Genomic DNA, 15,761 nt, shown 5'->3' on the forward strand with positions numbered 1-15,761 from the left:
CGTTCAAGCCGCCTCCAGAGCACCAATAACGCCGTTGCTAATCCAGTGAGTCTCAATGCTTGACGGCAAGCCGGTAGGAGGTGTTTTCAGCGTTCCGAAAACCATTAATGTTTCGATATCGTTTGAGCGAGCGAGAGAATCGACCCATTTTATAAATGAAATGCGCCCGTTATTGTCGAGTAGATCAAATTCATCGCACATGAAGAATTTAAGCCCGGTCACATAGCTTATTGCTTCGGCAATCATGACGTTTATGCGCCACTTGGCCGATTGTGAGGATAGGCCGTATGGTTTGCCGCCATAACTGATGGTCATATCTTCAGAGATAACAACCAGTTTCCAGCCGGTTATCTCGGATGTTTTTGCTAGTCGGTCATTGACCGGCGCTATTGCTGTTTTGAGTATTTCACCGGGTATCCCATCGGGTGCAAGTGCTGCAGCTATCGCGCCCCATTCTTGAACATCGGTGTGATATCCGGCTGCTTTCTCGGTTTTTTCATCGGCAGTAGCAGCAAGTTTTGTGTTTTCATTCATCAAATCCAGTGCTTCTTGCGCTACCTTACGTTTTGTTCTCAGAGCCTCAATCTTTTCCTTAAGTTGATTGATTATTTCTTCACTGATTACTTCTTTTTCTGCCTTCTCAATCTCTGCCAGCTTGTCTTTTGCATATCTCGCCGCCACAAGATCACGCTCGCCGTTTTCCACTGAATTTTTGAGCAATGTAAGTGCGCTTTCTAATTCCGGAAGCTTCACGGCAGCATCTTCATCGCCTTGCAAATCACCTTCACGCTTAACAAGTTCTTTACCATTCCAAAATAACTCAGAATCGCATGATGGGCATTTACACGCGATATTGTCAGGCGTTGATCCTTGCGAAAGTCTGCGTGCGTCCTCTACTTTGACCGTCATCAAGGCAAGTCCTTTACGATCTAGCGCCAACTTGGTTTCAATGCGCTCAATCTTCTCTGATTTTTCACGCAAGCCATTAATTTCCTTGTCTTTCTCACCGGCATTTTTAAACTCTGTTTCAAGTGATCCCAGTTTCTTGTTTTCTTCATCAAACTCAGCGCTGATATTTTCGAGCGCTTTTTGTGCAACGGCCACTGCTGATTGATCCACTTCTGGCTTCGCCGCCTTCCAAGCGACCGCTTTTTTATCGCCATACACTTCACCGGTAGTTGTTTTCCAACTTGATCGAGCATCTTTGGTATTTTCGATTGCTTGCTTTTCAGCATTGCTAAATCCTGACATTAAAAAAGGTATTATTCCGTCAACCTTTGCTGTATTGCATCCGCGTTCCAGCAATTTCGCACGGATTTTATTAACGTCTCTTTTTGTGGCCGTTATCTCTGTAATTAGAGAGCGTCTGTTTTCCTCGGTAGCCGCAGAAAAAAGCTTGGGGTCGAGTAAATAGGGTAGGGCTGAGTGCATTTGCTCTTTTATCTCTCTGGCACCATTTGGCAGCGTTATGCTTGCTTGTTTTCCGCCATCGTACTCAAGGTAGCAGTAGCCAACTGTTGAGCCATCATTTACCAAGTGCTTGTAATCTTTTTTGTTAGATACGCGGGTACTTTCTCCCGTCAGAGCGTGAATAATTCCTTCGTAAATGCTCGATTTGCCTGCTTCGTTTGATCCGCAGATCAAGTTAATTGCCGCTTTTAATTTCAGGTCTACTTGTTTTGCTGCTATTAGACTTTGTACTTTCAGTATTTCTAGTTTCATAATTATTTAACCTCGATTAATGACATATTTTTATCTATCGATTGGTAGGCATTTGTTTTTTTCTGGTTTAAATCAGTCAAGGTAATATCAGCGCCAATGCTCATTCCCAATCTTTCAATCATGTCTCTGATTTCAAGCAATTCGCCAGCACAAAAACCCGCTTGGCTTGGGATTCCAGATCCTCTCATGTGTACAACATCTGAACTATTTAATTGAGCTGCAGCTAGCCGAAGAATCCCTTTCATTGCATCAATTTCCCGGTCTCGTAGATGCATATCTAACCTGTTTGAAGTTCTGATTTCCATGATTAAGCCGCCTTATCTTGCTCATTCAATAGCTGCTGCTCTCCCAGAGTGCTGATGAGTTCATTGATTATCTTTAAGCACTGTCCTGACCTGATAGTGAACTCGTTATCAAAATAGTCATCATCTGTGTCGAATTCAGAGCGATCCTCAACCAGATCAGGAAGGGTGATTTTGCTAATCATCGATTTGTTATCAATCGTGAAAAAGCATTCATCCGTGCCAAGTACAATTTCTAACTTAACCGGGCGCTTACCATGCAGAACGTAACTGGTAACCGCGACCGTATCCAGGTGTTCATTTTTGTACGTGATTCTTTTGCTTTTCGCTTCTGCATCTTCAAGAACGCAACTCCTGCCCAAGGAAAGATTATCAATACTTGAATCATCATCAAGAATCAGTCTGCGCATAAACATTTCCACTGAATTGGAAAATCTCAGTATTGCGCCTTCATATCCAAGGTGCTTATAAATGCGCGTCAACACATCATCAACAAGGGCGCTCGAAGTTGATTCAACACACAGCAAGTCATGTTCGGTATTAATCCAGACATTTATTGATTTGCTTGTCACAAAAGCTTTTGCGTACAGTTCTGCAGTTACCTGATCCTTTAATTCCGACAACTGTTTCTTTGTAAGTCTGGCTACATCAAGTCTTTTGCACAAATCAGCTGCTCGCAGTTTTAACTCCCGATTAATAACGCTGGCAGGCAACAATTTCTCTTGTTTTTCGCAAACCAGCATGATGTTTTGGCCTACTTCAATGAATGGATCGCCGTTGCGTAATTCCTTCCACGCATAACCTACATTGCCAGGTATTGAAATTTCTTCTCTGAGTTTTTCCAGGTCCGGTACCCAGCCTTTTGGCGATCTGCATACAGCTAAATTTTTCATGATTTATTTCCTATGTTAATTTTTCGGTGCTGATATGATTCCGCTCTTGCTCCAAGCGGGTGGATTAATTTTTGCTACTTTCTGAGGCAATTTCTCTATCAAGCCAGCCTCTATTAATCGCAACCTTACAAAAGCCCGGCTTGTAGATAGCTCTTTTGCTATTTGCCCTACATCTTTGCCCTCCTTGTACATCGAAACAAACAGGAAACCTTTTGTTTTTCTTGGCACTCCCAGTTTCACCATTGCTTGTGACAGATACATGCAAAACTCTAGTTTAGATATTCCGCTACCGCGCTTACCAGGAATTGGCGGCTTGATGAAACCGCGATAAAAAAGCAGATCGTAAACCTGAACCTGATCATCAATTCCTTTCCGCAGTAGCGCGAATATTCCACGACGCAGTTTTTTACCTGGGCGGCTTTTGACAAGCATTTTGCTTCTGTCAGCCTCCCTCTTTTTTCTGGGCTTTTTAGTTTCTTCCACAACACAGGCATTTCTTCTCTCATCAGCAGGTGGACGCAGACATCCCAGTGATACCATCCATGATTGGGATTGAACGCTAATCTCATTAACTTGATTGCTTGTCATGATCAATCGATGCTGAATTCAGCTTGCGATTCCGCTATTTCGCGCGCACGAATCTTGGCTTGCTCTTCTGCTGATGGCTCGAATGATTCTTTTGATTGAATTTCTTCGGCTTTGATTTCTGGTTTGTCTTGTTCGATTTGTTGCTGCGTAGCTGGCTCATCTTTCAATATTTCGCCAGCTTCTGCATCAACAATATTTGACTCAATATCGCTGGATTCAGGTTTTGAAGGTTTCAGAGAATCAATATCAACAGAGTAGCCGCCGTGCCCGTCTGGTGAGGCATCTATTACCCTTGCATCCTGTATTTCTTCAACGGTTTGCAAACCCATTAGCAATTCGGGCGCGTAGAGTTTCCCGAAGAAACTAGCTGTGCGGTAGCGAAGCATGACTTCATCCATGGTTTTCCATTTGCTGCCGTTCTTGCTATACCAGCCTTCTTGAACCGCCATTTCAATAGTGACCGGAGGGGACTCTATGCGCTCACCAGTACCTTTCTCAATCGCCCATGCGACACATACTTTGTCTTGAATTTTTTCGGTTATAGTTTTGGTTTTCTTTTCTCGGTTTTCCCAATAGGTTGAAACATAGTCGACTGATTTTTTACCAATCTGCTTAATATCGAATCGCAGAGGCGAGAATCTTCCACAGCCATTGATTGCAGCGATAATCCATTGCGATGACCAGCTTGGCCTTCCTTCAACCACATAAAGGTTTTGCATTACCATCAGCGGATCAGCATTCATTCGATGCGACATATTGAGCGCTACAACACAATTGGCCAGAGCGTTAGGATTCGGTCCTTTCTTTTCATCATTTGCACGATAGGCAGCAGGAACTAATGTGCTGGTTATCAGTAGTTTTGCTGTGCGTTGCATCAGCTCGAAAGATTGCAGCGATCCGAATCCTGGTGTTATTTCAGGCATCCTAGATTCTGCAGGTTGTGGGGTTTTTAAATCCCCAAGTTTTGCCGTTGTTTCATTCATCTAATTTAATCTCCTTTAAAAATGCATTTTTTCCATCGAGGACAATATTTCACAGAACAGAGGGTCGATTTCGGATTTGGGTAAAACATGCCGCTCCGAAACATATTTGCAGCAAACTCAATCAACCCCTTATTGTTTTCATCCCCAACCATGATCTGTTTCGCATTACCTATTACCCCGGTAGCTATTTCCGCCTTGCCCTTGGTTTTTAGTCCGATAATCTCAGCCTCAGAGGTTATTTGTTGCCCGGTCGTGTGTTCATACAGCAATTCATACGTGCCTATTTGCGCAGCATGACCCTTAGTTACTGCAACGCCGTTTTGAACAGAATTTCCACCGCTTTTTAAATCCGCGATTCCGACACCCATAGAGGTTTTCTTAATCCTTGCTCTATCTAGCGTTCCTTTCAGCCTGATAACAACTCCGTTTCCGCAATCAATATCAAACTCCTTGGTATCCATTTCGATAGCCACAAAGTTGTATTTTGGTGACCATTTGGCGCAATACTCGGATACAAGAGATATCCCAATAAATTCCGCCTCTTTCATAGTGATATCATCCTTGCCATGATCGAATTCATTTTCAGGATCGCGCAATTTATCCACCATTACGCCAGCAGCATCTATGATGCTCACACCAGAATCATCTAATCTGCTTTGATCAAACACCGCTGTTCCAGCATGAATTGCAGTACCCAGAGCAGCTCGCAGCCCGACTGTGTTGCGCATACCCAGCAAGTGGATTCCCTCCCATCTATACGCACAGTCAAAAAGACCTGGCCAAGAGGATGCTCGAACGGTTAATGACGGCTCGTTGCTCATGTCGCAACCCTTGAGTATTCCCATGCTTTATTTGGCGAATATCCGCGCTTTAAGAACCAAGCAAAGTTACCAATGCGCCGCCAGAAACTTAATTCACTGTGCAGAACCATGATCTTTATCCTCACAAAACTCGTATGTCTTACACCACCGTTCGTTTGCCTTATCAAAATCAATAAAGCTAACAACTGCAATCACCACGGCGATCCCGAATATCAGATGTTTGAAACCTTTTAGTTCATTCATGGTTGCGCCCCTGTGTTGGAGATAACAATATTCACCGCGGAGTGATCATCACTATCTTCCATGGTCAGAATCATCACATCCAAAGCATTCACGTAGCCCTCAAGTGTCTTATGTTCGGTTGACCATGGATCAATCCTCCCCATTCTTTTAGTGAAAGCTGCCTGAACGTGCTTGAAAACAAGGATGGCATTAGCTTTATGCTCACGGTCTTGCAGAACATCATCAAGAGCGCGTTCCAGGGCATCCCAAAGAATTTCGTTTTTTCGCTTCTCAATCGCGTCTGGCGAAAGGTTTGCATTCTCTGATAAGCTCATTTCAGCACCGCTACCTTGATGTATGGAGGCTCGCTGACCATTGCTAATGCATGCATCGTGGCTTCCATTGTTGATTTGAATAAACCCTCAATTGGGCTATGAATTTTGCTTGCAGTCCTGATTGTTATTACGCACTTGACCATTTTTACTCGCTCCGTATGGTTGCTTGATCAACTCACCAGCGCTTACGACTTATGGGGTGTTGATGAGATTATTACACCATACGGTGTACATTAAGTCAACACCAAATGGTGAATATTTTTTCTTACGCCTGAATTTTTGGCAATAAAAAACCCGCCTGAGCGGGTTCTGTGGTGCGTGTAGAGCGATTAATTACTTATTCATCGTCACACATATCAAGTAAAAAATCACGCGCAGACCTGCATTGGATGAAATCTTTATTACTCCCACCTTTGTCAGGGTGAGTAATGAATGATTTCTTAACAAAAGCTTTTTTAATAACAGAAATAGTTGTTGGCCACGCATCAATTCCCAATACTTTCATAGCCCAATCAATATCATTGGATGGAAGTTCAATAACGATATTTTCTTCTAAATCATTTAACCTGCATTTCCATCGGCGTTTTTTTACAGTTTGCTCTGAGTAGAAAGTAGCGTGTGATGGTCTGTGGTAATACTCTCCATCCCGCTCAAATATTTCTCTATCGAGAATACGCATGTAAATGATTCTTGCCTGCCACCCTTGACGCAAATAAGCCTTGCCAAAAAATGGATAGGAATCAATAAAAACATACTTATCAGTCACTTTTATAATGCGATGACGTTGCCAGTTTTTCTTATTGGTTGAATAATCCTGTTCGTTATGATCTGCGTGAACAAATTCAATCTTTGATACGAAATCATCCGTGTTGCATGGAATAGCGCCAATTTTTCGCATAGCTTCGCGCTTGCGGATATAGCTGCGAATGAATTCACCGTTTGATTCTGCAGCGAATGGATTGTTATTGCCGTATTCCAGTATTATTTCAGTGATAGACGATGGATCAATATGGTCCGAATAAAAAGCCGGTTCCGCGCCCATCAGGTAATGGATGCGATTATGCCAAGCTGCCAGCGCGTAATCGCCAGATTGTCTTTTTAGTTTGGAAACTATCGGTGTGTTACAGGAAATGAACTCTCTTAAAGCCGTATTAGCTTGATTGCGGCTATTTGTGTCAACATTTGTGAAGCCGAATTGGGTAGCAAAGTGAATCGCCTCACCTAATGTTCTAGCGGTACCTGATAATAATGGCGGATGATTGATTAGCTGCGTAACACCAATAGCCCATAAATACAACGTGTGGGATGTTGAAGCAAGTATCTGATGAGGGTTTGCGCCCTCATTGGTCTTGATATGATGCAGGTAAGGGCATGCTGCTGCATAAAGCGGTGTGACGGCGAAATTAACGAATTCCGGGTTCACTTACCTGCATTTATTGTAAAGTTATTCTGTTAATGATCTTCTGCGGCGTGCCATGAACCCAATCAAACCAAGCCCCGCCAGTAGCATTGCGTATGTTTCCGGCTCTGGAACCTGTGATACTGGATCAGGGTCAGGAATAATAACTGGTGGCGGCAGTGTTACGTTAATATTATCTATCGCAAGGAAATTAGTGCTGTCTTTGGTGATTGTTACGCTCGCAAGATTGGTGAATCCGGTGAGGTCGTGGTGGGTGAAGTCATTCCCAATCTGAATGTCGCTATTAAGAGCGGTGGAATCAAGTCCAAAAGATTGGCTAATTGAGCCACCACCAACAAAATTACCTGTAATAGTAGTCTCAGTTTCGCCATAACCAGCCTGCCACATAACCAAATCCAAGGAATTTAGTGAAAATGGTTCGTTGCTGGCAAGACTGAATGTCAATGAGGGTGAAAACATCGCGTAATCCGTCCCGTTCCAAGCTGTTAAGAACGTATCAATCACAGACCCAGACAGCCCCGTATTGCTGCCCCAATTCTGCATATCAACCATATACAATGCATTGTCTATACTTATTGATGAATTAAGGTTAGTTCCAATGCTGGTAAACTTAAATCCATCAATATTGGCTACCGAGCTATTGGTGAACACGGTTACAAAGCTATCGTGACGGCTTATGTCCTCTCCGAGCATGTGACTTCCTGCCAGTCCGTCAAAAGTGATTAATTCCGCTGAGACATTTGATACCAATCCGATTGTTAAAACACCGGCTATTGATGCTGCAATTAGTTTTTTCTTCATTTTTATTATCCTTTTCTAGCCTTGCATTTGCATTCTTCCATTTCACACCAGGCATTGATGTAAATAACGTTAATTTTTAACTGATCAATTGTTTCGTTATTTATTATTTCCATTAATGGCTGGTTCTTTGTCTTGTTCAACCTCCTCATCAAGAAAGTTTCTCAATGATGTTCTCTTTTTTGGAGGCAACTTAACCATCAGTCGCATCAACTGCAAAAGCTCTTTGTCGTCTACATTTAAAGTAATCGTGTTGTCATCTTGATCGAAAAATCCATTAGGTACTTTGGGTTCAGAGACATCCTCCATTGCCCTTGCGACCTTCTCGCCAAAAGACTTTCTTCCAGCCAGCATGTCATTAATTTGCCGATCTGGTTTCTTGAATCTTTTCGCGACAACACTCAGTCCTAGCGCATCAACCATCGCTTGTAGTTTTGCTCTGCGGATATCTTGTATAGCCATATCTGCATTACAACAAGTAATCATCATTTGGTAAATTCACTATTTGGTGTTGACAAACAGTACACCGTACGGTGTATACTGTGCAGCATGAAATTAAAAATATATATCCAGTCGTTATCAGTAAACGAAAGAGTCGTTTTCGCTGAAAACTGCGAGACAACACTCAAGCATCTCAGGAACGTTGCATACGGATACAAGATTGCCGGAGAAAATCTATGCATAAATATAGAGCGCGAATCTAAAGGTGCAGTTAGGTGCGAAGAATTGCGAACAGATGTTGATTGGGGGTTCTTGCGAGGAACAAGCAAGCAAGCCCAAACAAACTCAAAAGATGCGGCATGATTTTTCATCATCCTAGTTTAGAAAAAATATTGAGGTAAGTCATGCAACATAAATCACATAAAAGATCGTGGATTTCAGTTGTTTCTGACCATGTTGAAGGGTGGAAATCGGCAAATAAGTGGAGTCGTGAAACTACTGCAGAAGCGATAGTGAACAAATACCATGAGATTTATCCAAATGGATTGCCTGGGGTAGAAGAGTTCTCAAATCACCCTGACATGTTCACGCGCAACCGGGTAAATGCAACGCGCATATTCCGCTGGCTTGATGACCGCACAAAAGATAAGAATTTCCTTGATTCAAACTTTCTATCAGTGATCCTGCAAGCATTGCCGGATGGCATTCGATTGCACTGTTTGAATGAAATGTTGCGACCAATGGATATCGTTGCAGGCTCAGTAGAGCAACAAGGAATAATTTCTCAAGATAAACCAATTTCACACCTTAAATCATTGATAAAAGAAAGCGCGGAAGCTTGCCACGCAATTACTGATCTCATTGACGGAGAAACTTACGATGAGTTGGTTAAAGCGCAGCAAGAGCTAATAGATTTGGAAAGAAGCGTCAAGGATGCCAGAGCATTAGTTGATTCAAAACTTTCTGCCTTGAATGTTAAATCAATCAATGCAGCAAAAAATTAACAGAATTCATGAACTCACTAGACCATGAATAAACCTCTTAACCCAAGTGCTGGAAACAGCATCAAGACGATACGAGATATCGGTGGAGTGTTGAATTGGGTTTCATACACAAGGGCTGCAAAAAGATTGGCACATTATCCTTTATGTGCGCAGGTTCGATTCCTGCCAGCTCTTCCCGGTTTTACAGCAGCCCAGTGCGCTTTGTTCCCTCCCTTGTTTGGCGCACTGGGTTTTTTATTGTGGTTTAGATGAGCATAAAAGTCATGTCATTAGTTTGGGATAACTTCAATCGCGGAGGAAGCGAGAAGTTAGCAATGCTCGCACTGGCTGATTGGTGTAATGATCAAGGCGGAAGCTTGCATCCATCTATTTCAGGTGTGGCAAAGAAAATCAATGTTAGCGAGTCTCAAGCACGAAGAATACTTCACAAATTTATTGAAGAGGGATTCTTAACTGTTGTTGCTAATCATCAAGGTGGCAATCCTGGTCAATCTCGGCATTACAGAATTAATCTTGAAATGCTTTCAACCCCTTGCATGGATGCTACCCCTAGCACTGACGCTACCCCTTGCATGGATGCTACCCCTCGCGCCGATGCTACCCCTTGCATGGATGCGCGAGACCCCTTGCATGGATGCGCACTACCCCTAGCACCCATGCGCGAGACCCCTAGCACCCATGACACCCGAACCACCATTAACCATCATATAACCACCATAGAACCATCAGTACAGAAAATCACAAATTTTGATTTATTTTGGAATGCATACCCAAACAAAACTGGGAAGCAAGATGCTTTTAAAAAATGGCAAAAAATTAAACCTCCATTGCAAAAAATACTTGCTGCATTGGAGTGGCAAAGAAATTCGCAGCAATGGCAGCAAGGATTCATACCAAACCCAGCAACTTACTTAAATCAACACCGATGGGAAGATGAGCCAAAGCCGGATGCGTTAACGCAGATGACAGTAAAGCAGCAACAAGCATCAATCGCAGCAAGATCGATTTTTAGTAACGAAGTACAAGAAAAAGTTATTCATGGGGAGGTAATAGAGCGTGGAACCATTGCCAAGCAATTGGGTTGATCAAATATTCAAACGTTTCCACGGAAGGTTTGGTAATAGATTTCTTGCTGAATACTGCACCGGAATAATTTGTGCAGATGGTCAAGATATGGGTATTTCTAATGCGAAAAATGTATGGGGTGAAGAGCTTGCAGGATTTACTCCGGAAGAAATAAAGCGCGGCCTGTCAGCACAGTATCCATTCATGCCTGACTGCGATAAGTTCAAGCTGGCGTGCAGACCAACAATCGATTACGAGCAAGCTTTTGTTGAGGCCGTCGAGCAAATGCACCGGCGTAAAACCGGTAATGATGAATGGTCGAATCCGGCGATTTACTGGGCTGCTGCTGATATTGGCAACGATTTGAATAATCATCCATATCAATCGATCCGCGCCCGTTGGAAGTCAGCTTTCGATAAAGCAAGAGAGAAAATTTCTGATGGAAGGTTGCCTAGCACAGTGCCGGAAAGACTGGTCGCATTACCAGCGCCAGGGAAAGTAACTGTGTCGAGAGAAGAGTCAGCAAGAAGATTTGCCGAAGCCCACGCAATTCTCGACAAGAAAATAATTAACAAATCATAAGTACATAAGAATGTGATTCGTGGATAAGCCTGCAGAAGATAAAACTAAGTACAGAAAACCGACAGTAAAAGAAGGTGCTGACTTTATCGAAATGTGTTTCACCAGAGAGTACAAATTTAGCTGCATAGCTTTTTGGCGAAGATTGTACGGTGATCAACTTGCAGATCAAATTCTGAATGAATTGAGAGCAAGGAAAAAGAAAAACAAAAAGGAGGACTTGATCATGCGACAGAGTTAACAGACCAAAAGGCATAAACCAGAAAAGAGAACGCCGCTTTTAACCTGGCGGCGTAATTTGAATAGGATAAGAAAATGATTCTCGAAAAAGAAGAAAAGGTAATTGTCACAGAAATCAAACCAATGAGCGACTGCCCGGTTAGAAAGAAAGTGATGATCGAACATAATTTCAGCAAATACATGGAAGCTGGAATCTTGAGTCAAGATCGTGACCGTGTTTTTATGCTTCATGGAGGCTTGTCAATCAATGTTGATGATTGTAATGGTTGGTTGCCATGTTTCTCTTATATTCCAGAATCAAAAGAGCCTGACAGAAGCCAGCCGCCGTGTGTTGAGTGTGGTGCTATGACAGTAAAAGAAGCTGAAGAAAAATGCACTTGTAATGCAGAGAAAGATTGCTGTCACGGCAATGAGTTGTGGGGATGATTGTATGTACGAATGGCTAAAAAACCTAAAACCAGGTGATGAAGTTTGCATTTGCCGGTACGAAGGGAAGTGTATTGCTAAGGTGGATCGCGTCACCAAGACCATGATTATTACAGATGACGGCTATAGATTTAATAAGAGCCGTGGCTACGTGGTTGGCGCTCCTGATTGGTCGAGACTGCATATTGACGAGCCAACAAGTCAACTAAGAGAAGAGATAGAAAAAAAAGCTATATGCAGCATGGTTCGTCATTCTCTCGAATCTTTGGGTATAGAAAATCTGAGAGAAATTAAAAAGATAATTGATTTAGATAAGCAACAGAATAATAAGCAATAACAAGGAGATTTAAAGTGCAAGTTAAAGCAAATGTAATGATAACTAAACGTAAATTAGAAGGCGTTTTTAAAGATTGGAACGCTACCGCAAAAGCGTCTGAGAATGCCCCAGGTTGGCTATATTTCTTGGCCAAGCATTTTGGTGAAAAGCAGGAGTTCAATACTTGCCACAGCATTCTTGAAGTGCGTCAATTTTTCGGTGTTCAGTACCTGATTTATAAGTAATCAATGAGCCAGAAAACCATCAAAAATGCCACGATCATCAACATTCACTGCATGGAATACATGCGGACGGTGAGTGACAAGCATTTTGATTTGGCTATTGTCGATCCTCCGTATTTTGATGGTCCTAACAAATCTGGATATTACGGCAAAGGATATTCAAGCCTTGGTGTGCAACGTGCCAAGCACTATGGTGAGTGCAAATCTTGGGAAGTGCCGGATAGAGAATATTTTATTGAGCTGCAGCGTGTGAGCAAAAATCAGATTATCTGGGGTGCAAATCATTTTGCCGGTCTATTTGATTCTAGTTCGCCATGCTGGATTGTGTGGGACAAAGTAAATGGAGCAAGCACATTTGCTGATGCTGAATTGGCTTACGCATCATTCGATACCGCTGTCCGAGTATTTAAATATATGTGGAATGGCATGCACCAAGGAAGTTTTGGCGGAGACGTTCGAAAGAATGATAAGCGCATTCATCCAACACAGAAACCGGTACCGCTTTATGAATGGCTACTGCTTAAGTATTCAAAACCTGGCCAGAAAATACTTGATACGCACCTTGGTTCAGGATCGAGCGCAATAGCCTGTAACAACATGAATTATGAAATGGTTGGGTGTGAATTGGATATTGATTACTACCATGCAGCATGCGAGCGAGTAGCTGAATACGCAAAACAAGAGAGGCTATTTGCATGAGTCAAAACGAAGCCATAGCAGTATCAGGCACAAGACGAAGCATGAAAGAGCTTGTGGATGGAACCATTCGTGTTCAGATCGATATTGATCCAATGTACCGCGAATTGTTCTTTAAATTGTTTGGGCAAATTGATATGCCGGTGGCAATCGCTCCGATGGTAATTAATTCGCCAATTCAAGCGCCGGTACAGGAAGAGCAGCGGAAACCTGAAAGAAAAGAGGCTAATTATCTGGCTCAAAGCATGCACCGTGATGGCTATTTTCGCAATCCCAAGCTTTGGGATGCGATGGAAGAGAAGGGCATTTATACCCAGGAAATGCACAAAGAGTACGTTCAATCGCTTCCGTGCTGCGGATTCAAGTTTGCACCACATATTAAACCGTGCGATGGCGATGTTGTTATGCATCACGTAAAAACATCGGCGAATTCCGGAGTGAGAATTAAACCACTGCACTGGTACGGCGTGCCTTTATGCCACAAGCACCATATGACTTGGGCGCACGGTTCTCACAAAGGATCTGCCAGCCATGAAGATCGTCATGATGTCATGTTGCCGCACGCTGTAGGACTCACAGCAGAGCGCATTAAGGCAGCATTTAAGGACTCACTTGGACTTGAAAGCCTGTCAGAGATTACGCAAGAAATGCTTGATGATTTTGAAAGATATTTGTTTGGTCAGGTTATTAATAATTACGCGGCATAAGGGATCATAAATGACAGACTTCGTTACTGAGAACACGACACCGGTTAACAATGCCGCAGCAGGATCTGTAGACCATAAAGACCCGACAAAAGAATACAGGACAAAGCTGGTTCAAAAGTTAGTTGAGAACGTAAAGCGCGAGAGCGAATTCATGAAGAAATTCCATGAATTATTCGGTGACTATCCGGGGCTTAATAGCGATACCTGCTTATACCAATTCGTGAATGATCGGCTTTCTGACTATATCAGTATTGTTGCCACCTTGATCGGTGATACCAAGGCCGGGCTTGATTGGTTTCTTTTTGAAAATGAATGCGGTGACAAGGGGTACGAGGCCGGTATTGATGAAGGTGAAACAAGGCCAATTAAAACAGTTGAAGATTACCTTTGGCTGGTGGATTTGGATAAGGAAGAGGTCTGACCATGAGTGAGATAGCAATCCACAACGGCAAAACCGTGACTATGACCAGTATTGAGCTGGTTGAATTCATCAATTCTCAGCGTGGAGATGGTGAAGCGATTCTTGCCCACTCAGATTTTTTAAAAAAAGTGCTACAGGTATTGGGTGAGAAAGATGCGGGAAATTTTTCCGGCATCTACAAGGACTCAATGAATCGCAAGAAACCTTGTTACGTTTTCCCAAAACGGGAGGCATGCCTGATGGCTATGAGTTATAGCTACGAATTGCAGGCTAAGGTTTATGACCGGATGACGGGGCTAGAAACACAACCAACTATCGACTACGCCAAGCTATCGAAGTTACAAATTCTTCAATTAGCTATGGAGTCTGAGCAAGAGCGGCTAGCCCTTGAACACAAAGTCGTAGAGCTTGCACCAAAAGCCAAGGCACTTGATCGCATAGCAACGCACAGCGAAGGATCATTTTGTATAAGGGACGCGGCCAAAACTCTGCAAGTTAAGGAAAAGGTATTGAAGCAAACGCTTGTTGAGCGCAGCTGGATATATCGTAGACCGATGGGGTCTGGATATCTAGCTTATTCGGAAAAGCTGAAAAGAGGGCTGATGGAACATAAGATCATCCGTGGTGAAAGGCCGGACGGTTCTGAGTGGGTGGAAACACAGGCGCGAATCACGGCGAGAGGCATGGCTTTGCTGTCAGAGATATTTTCGAGTGAATTGGCTTTTGGTTAATGGGCAAAGATAGGATATAGCAAGAATGGTTAACAACGAAACTAAATGGCTGGTACGTGCGCTGATTACTTTAGCAATCCAATCGCACCAAGAATTAGCGGCATTGATTTCCGGGACACAAGCAAGGTTCTGCAGATCAGTAAAAAGATTTGGATTTCAGTGCTGCTAGTTGTTGGTGAGTGTAAATCCCTTGTGGAAGGCTAAGGAACCCATTAACTGCGCAATGCGACAAGTTATAAAGAATCTATCCAGTAGCCAACAGAACGGCGGTACTCCGATGCCTATTCGGAGTGGCAACAACCATGGGCACTTTAATATTTTTAATATTGAATGAATACAAGGTTAAGGGGCTTTATTAGAGTGTTCATGGTTGTTGGTGTAATGACCGGATGACGGAACGTGCAACGGCAATCTGAAAAGAGGTTGCTACGTGGGCTTCATAACCCACCACCAACAGATTTTAAATGGAGTGAAATATGAGGTTAATAAGAAACACCACGGCTGACGGCACATGCAAATACGCACTTATTCGTTTGGATAAGTTAAGAAGCGCCGGATATTTCAAGTCATTCGAAAGGTTTGACAGAGCATTGGCATGGATAGCGGAATTCGTTGAGTACGGATTCCCAAAAAGCCAAGACGAATTCTTCGTAATAAAACTGCAAGACCGGAATGCGAGAGCGGCATTGCTGGCATACGCTGAAGAGGCAAAAAAGAACGGTGATGATCAATTGGCTAGTGAAGTTAATGAATTGGCTGATAGGGCAGGCGAACTATCAGAATTTGTTAAGAATCCAGATTAATAGGTT

Annotated in this window: 25 protein-coding genes; 14 read left to right on the plus strand and 11 right to left on the minus strand. The window is 43.0% G+C overall.

Annotated features, from left to right (window positions below; genetic code table 11):
• Positions 1-3: 3 nt before the first annotated feature.
• From NIT79A3_RS06885 to NIT79A3_RS06930, 11 genes are all read right to left on the minus strand, one after another.
• Positions 4-1,722: an AAA family ATPase gene (locus NIT79A3_RS06885; RefSeq protein WP_013965492.1), complete on the minus strand. Its 1,719-nt coding sequence runs from the start codon at positions 1,720-1,722 to the stop codon at positions 4-6.
• Between the two features lie 2 nt (positions 1,723-1,724).
• Positions 1,725-2,027: a hypothetical protein gene (locus NIT79A3_RS06890; protein ID WP_013965493.1), complete on the minus strand. Its 303-nt coding sequence runs from the start codon at positions 2,025-2,027 to the stop codon at positions 1,725-1,727.
• Between the two features lie 2 nt (positions 2,028-2,029).
• Complete coding sequence (rdgC, locus tag NIT79A3_RS06895) at positions 2,030-2,917, minus strand: recombination-associated protein RdgC (protein ID WP_013965494.1); 888 nt, start codon at positions 2,915-2,917, stop codon at positions 2,030-2,032.
• A 15-nt stretch (positions 2,918-2,932) separates the two neighbouring features.
• Positions 2,933-3,505, minus strand: a complete 573-nt coding sequence (locus NIT79A3_RS06900) for a hypothetical protein (protein WP_013965495.1) — start codon at positions 3,503-3,505, stop codon at positions 2,933-2,935.
• Positions 3,506-3,507: 2 nt separating this feature from the next.
• The gene (locus NIT79A3_RS06905) at positions 3,508-4,488 is read right to left on the minus strand and encodes a hypothetical protein (protein WP_013965496.1); all 981 of its coding nucleotides are present in this window, start codon (positions 4,486-4,488) and stop codon (positions 3,508-3,510) included.
• 5 nt (positions 4,489-4,493) lie between these two features.
• Complete coding sequence (locus NIT79A3_RS06910; protein WP_013965497.1) at positions 4,494-5,309, minus strand: PD-(D/E)XK nuclease family protein; 816 nt, start codon at positions 5,307-5,309, stop codon at positions 4,494-4,496.
• 93 nt (positions 5,310-5,402) lie between these two features.
• Positions 5,403-5,552 carry a hypothetical protein gene (locus tag NIT79A3_RS18665; RefSeq protein ID WP_013965498.1) on the minus strand — a complete coding sequence of 50 codons (150 nt, stop codon included), beginning with the start codon at positions 5,550-5,552 and terminating at the stop codon, positions 5,403-5,405.
• Positions 5,549-5,866 carry a hypothetical protein gene (locus NIT79A3_RS06915; RefSeq protein WP_013965499.1) on the minus strand — a complete coding sequence of 106 codons (318 nt, stop codon included), beginning with the start codon at positions 5,864-5,866 and terminating at the stop codon, positions 5,549-5,551. The genes NIT79A3_RS18665 and NIT79A3_RS06915 overlap by 4 nt, the downstream gene beginning before the upstream one ends.
• A gap of 337 nt (positions 5,867-6,203) precedes the next feature.
• Positions 6,204-7,289, minus strand: coding sequence for a molecular chaperone DnaJ (locus NIT79A3_RS06920; protein WP_013965501.1), 1,086 nt, complete (start codon positions 7,287-7,289; stop codon positions 6,204-6,206).
• A gap of 21 nt (positions 7,290-7,310) precedes the next feature.
• Entirely contained in the window at positions 7,311-8,087 is a 777-nt protein-coding gene (locus tag NIT79A3_RS19400) for a PEP-CTERM sorting domain-containing protein (protein ID WP_013965502.1), read from the minus strand.
• Between the two features lie 96 nt (positions 8,088-8,183).
• The gene (locus NIT79A3_RS06930; RefSeq protein WP_013965503.1) at positions 8,184-8,546 is read right to left on the minus strand and encodes a hypothetical protein; all 363 of its coding nucleotides are present in this window, start codon (positions 8,544-8,546) and stop codon (positions 8,184-8,186) included.
• Between the two features lie 87 nt (positions 8,547-8,633).
• Between NIT79A3_RS06930 and NIT79A3_RS06935 the strand changes: the two genes are divergently transcribed.
• The 14 genes from NIT79A3_RS06935 (at position 8,634) to NIT79A3_RS06995 (ending at position 15,755) form a co-directional block, all read left to right on the plus strand.
• Positions 8,634-8,888, plus strand: coding sequence for a helix-turn-helix domain-containing protein (locus NIT79A3_RS06935; protein ID WP_013965504.1), 255 nt, complete (start codon positions 8,634-8,636; stop codon positions 8,886-8,888).
• A 41-nt stretch (positions 8,889-8,929) separates the two neighbouring features.
• Positions 8,930-9,529: a hypothetical protein gene (locus NIT79A3_RS06940; protein WP_013965505.1), complete on the plus strand. Its 600-nt coding sequence runs from the start codon at positions 8,930-8,932 to the stop codon at positions 9,527-9,529.
• Positions 9,530-9,553: 24 nt separating this feature from the next.
• The gene (locus NIT79A3_RS18670) at positions 9,554-9,781 is read left to right on the plus strand and encodes a hypothetical protein (protein WP_156797037.1); all 228 of its coding nucleotides are present in this window, start codon (positions 9,554-9,556) and stop codon (positions 9,779-9,781) included.
• Positions 9,782-9,792: 11 nt separating this feature from the next.
• Positions 9,793-10,614, plus strand: coding sequence for a helix-turn-helix domain-containing protein (locus tag NIT79A3_RS06945; RefSeq protein ID WP_013965506.1), 822 nt, complete (start codon positions 9,793-9,795; stop codon positions 10,612-10,614).
• Positions 10,586-11,176: a hypothetical protein gene (locus NIT79A3_RS06950; protein ID WP_013965507.1), complete on the plus strand. Its 591-nt coding sequence runs from the start codon at positions 10,586-10,588 to the stop codon at positions 11,174-11,176. The genes NIT79A3_RS06945 and NIT79A3_RS06950 overlap by 29 nt, the downstream gene beginning before the upstream one ends.
• 19 nt (positions 11,177-11,195) lie before the next feature.
• On the plus strand, positions 11,196-11,414 hold the full coding sequence (locus tag NIT79A3_RS06955) for a hypothetical protein (protein WP_041360221.1): 219 nt from the start codon (positions 11,196-11,198) through the stop codon (positions 11,412-11,414).
• A 74-nt stretch (positions 11,415-11,488) separates the two neighbouring features.
• Complete coding sequence (locus NIT79A3_RS06960; RefSeq protein WP_013965508.1) at positions 11,489-11,839, plus strand: hypothetical protein; 351 nt, start codon at positions 11,489-11,491, stop codon at positions 11,837-11,839.
• Between the two features lie 4 nt (positions 11,840-11,843).
• Positions 11,844-12,176 (plus strand): hypothetical protein, encoded by a 333-nt coding sequence (locus NIT79A3_RS06965; RefSeq protein ID WP_013965509.1) that lies wholly within the window; start codon positions 11,844-11,846, stop codon positions 12,174-12,176.
• Between the two features lie 14 nt (positions 12,177-12,190).
• Positions 12,191-12,400, plus strand: coding sequence for a hypothetical protein (locus tag NIT79A3_RS06970; protein ID WP_013965510.1), 210 nt, complete (start codon positions 12,191-12,193; stop codon positions 12,398-12,400).
• A 3-nt stretch (positions 12,401-12,403) separates the two neighbouring features.
• Positions 12,404-13,096, plus strand: a complete 693-nt coding sequence (locus NIT79A3_RS06975; protein ID WP_013965511.1) for a DNA methyltransferase — start codon at positions 12,404-12,406, stop codon at positions 13,094-13,096.
• Positions 13,093-13,800 carry a hypothetical protein gene (locus NIT79A3_RS06980; RefSeq protein WP_013965512.1) on the plus strand — a complete coding sequence of 236 codons (708 nt, stop codon included), beginning with the start codon at positions 13,093-13,095 and terminating at the stop codon, positions 13,798-13,800. The genes NIT79A3_RS06975 and NIT79A3_RS06980 overlap by 4 nt, the downstream gene beginning before the upstream one ends.
• A gap of 10 nt (positions 13,801-13,810) precedes the next feature.
• Complete coding sequence (locus NIT79A3_RS06985; RefSeq protein ID WP_013965513.1) at positions 13,811-14,221, plus strand: hypothetical protein; 411 nt, start codon at positions 13,811-13,813, stop codon at positions 14,219-14,221.
• A gap of 2 nt (positions 14,222-14,223) precedes the next feature.
• The gene (locus NIT79A3_RS06990; protein ID WP_013965514.1) at positions 14,224-14,952 is read left to right on the plus strand and encodes a phage antirepressor KilAC domain-containing protein; all 729 of its coding nucleotides are present in this window, start codon (positions 14,224-14,226) and stop codon (positions 14,950-14,952) included.
• Positions 14,953-15,428: 476 nt separating this feature from the next.
• Positions 15,429-15,755 (plus strand): hypothetical protein, encoded by a 327-nt coding sequence (locus tag NIT79A3_RS06995; protein ID WP_013965515.1) that lies wholly within the window; start codon positions 15,429-15,431, stop codon positions 15,753-15,755.
• Positions 15,756-15,761 lie beyond the last annotated feature (6 nt).

The organism is Nitrosomonas sp. Is79A3 (assembly GCF_000219585.1).
Classification (GTDB): Bacteria; Pseudomonadota; Gammaproteobacteria; order Burkholderiales; family Nitrosomonadaceae; genus Nitrosomonas.

Bases quoted from the DNA above. Each gene is read 5' to 3' on its own strand.
- NIT79A3_RS06885 (WP_013965492.1), bottom strand. From the start codon at position 1,722: ATGAAACTAGAAATACTGAAAGTACAAAGTCTAATAGCAGCAAAACAA.
- NIT79A3_RS06890 (WP_013965493.1), bottom strand. From the start codon at position 2,027: ATGGAAATCAGAACTTCAAACAGGTTAGATATGCATCTACGAGACCGG.
- rdgC (WP_013965494.1), bottom strand. From the start codon at position 2,917: ATGAAAAATTTAGCTGTATGCAGATCGCCAAAAGGCTGGGTACCGGAC.
- NIT79A3_RS06900 (WP_013965495.1), bottom strand. From the start codon at position 3,505: ATGACAAGCAATCAAGTTAATGAGATTAGCGTTCAATCCCAATCATGG.
- NIT79A3_RS06905 (WP_013965496.1), bottom strand. From the start codon at position 4,488: ATGAATGAAACAACGGCAAAACTTGGGGATTTAAAAACCCCACAACCT.
- NIT79A3_RS06910 (WP_013965497.1), bottom strand. From the start codon at position 5,309: ATGAGCAACGAGCCGTCATTAACCGTTCGAGCATCCTCTTGGCCAGGT.
- NIT79A3_RS18665 (WP_013965498.1), bottom strand. From the start codon at position 5,552: ATGAATGAACTAAAAGGTTTCAAACATCTGATATTCGGGATCGCCGTG.
- NIT79A3_RS06915 (WP_013965499.1), bottom strand. From the start codon at position 5,866: ATGAGCTTATCAGAGAATGCAAACCTTTCGCCAGACGCGATTGAGAAG.
- NIT79A3_RS19400 (WP_013965502.1), bottom strand. From the start codon at position 8,087: ATGAAGAAAAAACTAATTGCAGCATCAATAGCCGGTGTTTTAACAATC.
- NIT79A3_RS06930 (WP_013965503.1), bottom strand. From the start codon at position 8,546: ATGGCTATACAAGATATCCGCAGAGCAAAACTACAAGCGATGGTTGAT.
- NIT79A3_RS06935 (WP_013965504.1), top strand. From the start codon at position 8,634: ATGAAATTAAAAATATATATCCAGTCGTTATCAGTAAACGAAAGAGTC.
- NIT79A3_RS06940 (WP_013965505.1), top strand. From the start codon at position 8,930: ATGCAACATAAATCACATAAAAGATCGTGGATTTCAGTTGTTTCTGAC.
- NIT79A3_RS18670 (WP_156797037.1), top strand. From the start codon at position 9,554: ATGAATAAACCTCTTAACCCAAGTGCTGGAAACAGCATCAAGACGATA.
- NIT79A3_RS06945 (WP_013965506.1), top strand. From the start codon at position 9,793: ATGTCATTAGTTTGGGATAACTTCAATCGCGGAGGAAGCGAGAAGTTA.
- NIT79A3_RS06960 (WP_013965508.1), top strand. From the start codon at position 11,489: ATGATTCTCGAAAAAGAAGAAAAGGTAATTGTCACAGAAATCAAACCA.
- NIT79A3_RS06965 (WP_013965509.1), top strand. From the start codon at position 11,844: ATGTACGAATGGCTAAAAAACCTAAAACCAGGTGATGAAGTTTGCATT.
- NIT79A3_RS06975 (WP_013965511.1), top strand. From the start codon at position 12,404: ATGAGCCAGAAAACCATCAAAAATGCCACGATCATCAACATTCACTGC.
- NIT79A3_RS06980 (WP_013965512.1), top strand. From the start codon at position 13,093: ATGAGTCAAAACGAAGCCATAGCAGTATCAGGCACAAGACGAAGCATG.
- NIT79A3_RS06985 (WP_013965513.1), top strand. From the start codon at position 13,811: ATGACAGACTTCGTTACTGAGAACACGACACCGGTTAACAATGCCGCA.
- NIT79A3_RS06990 (WP_013965514.1), top strand. From the start codon at position 14,224: ATGAGTGAGATAGCAATCCACAACGGCAAAACCGTGACTATGACCAGT.
- NIT79A3_RS06995 (WP_013965515.1), top strand. From the start codon at position 15,429: ATGAGGTTAATAAGAAACACCACGGCTGACGGCACATGCAAATACGCA.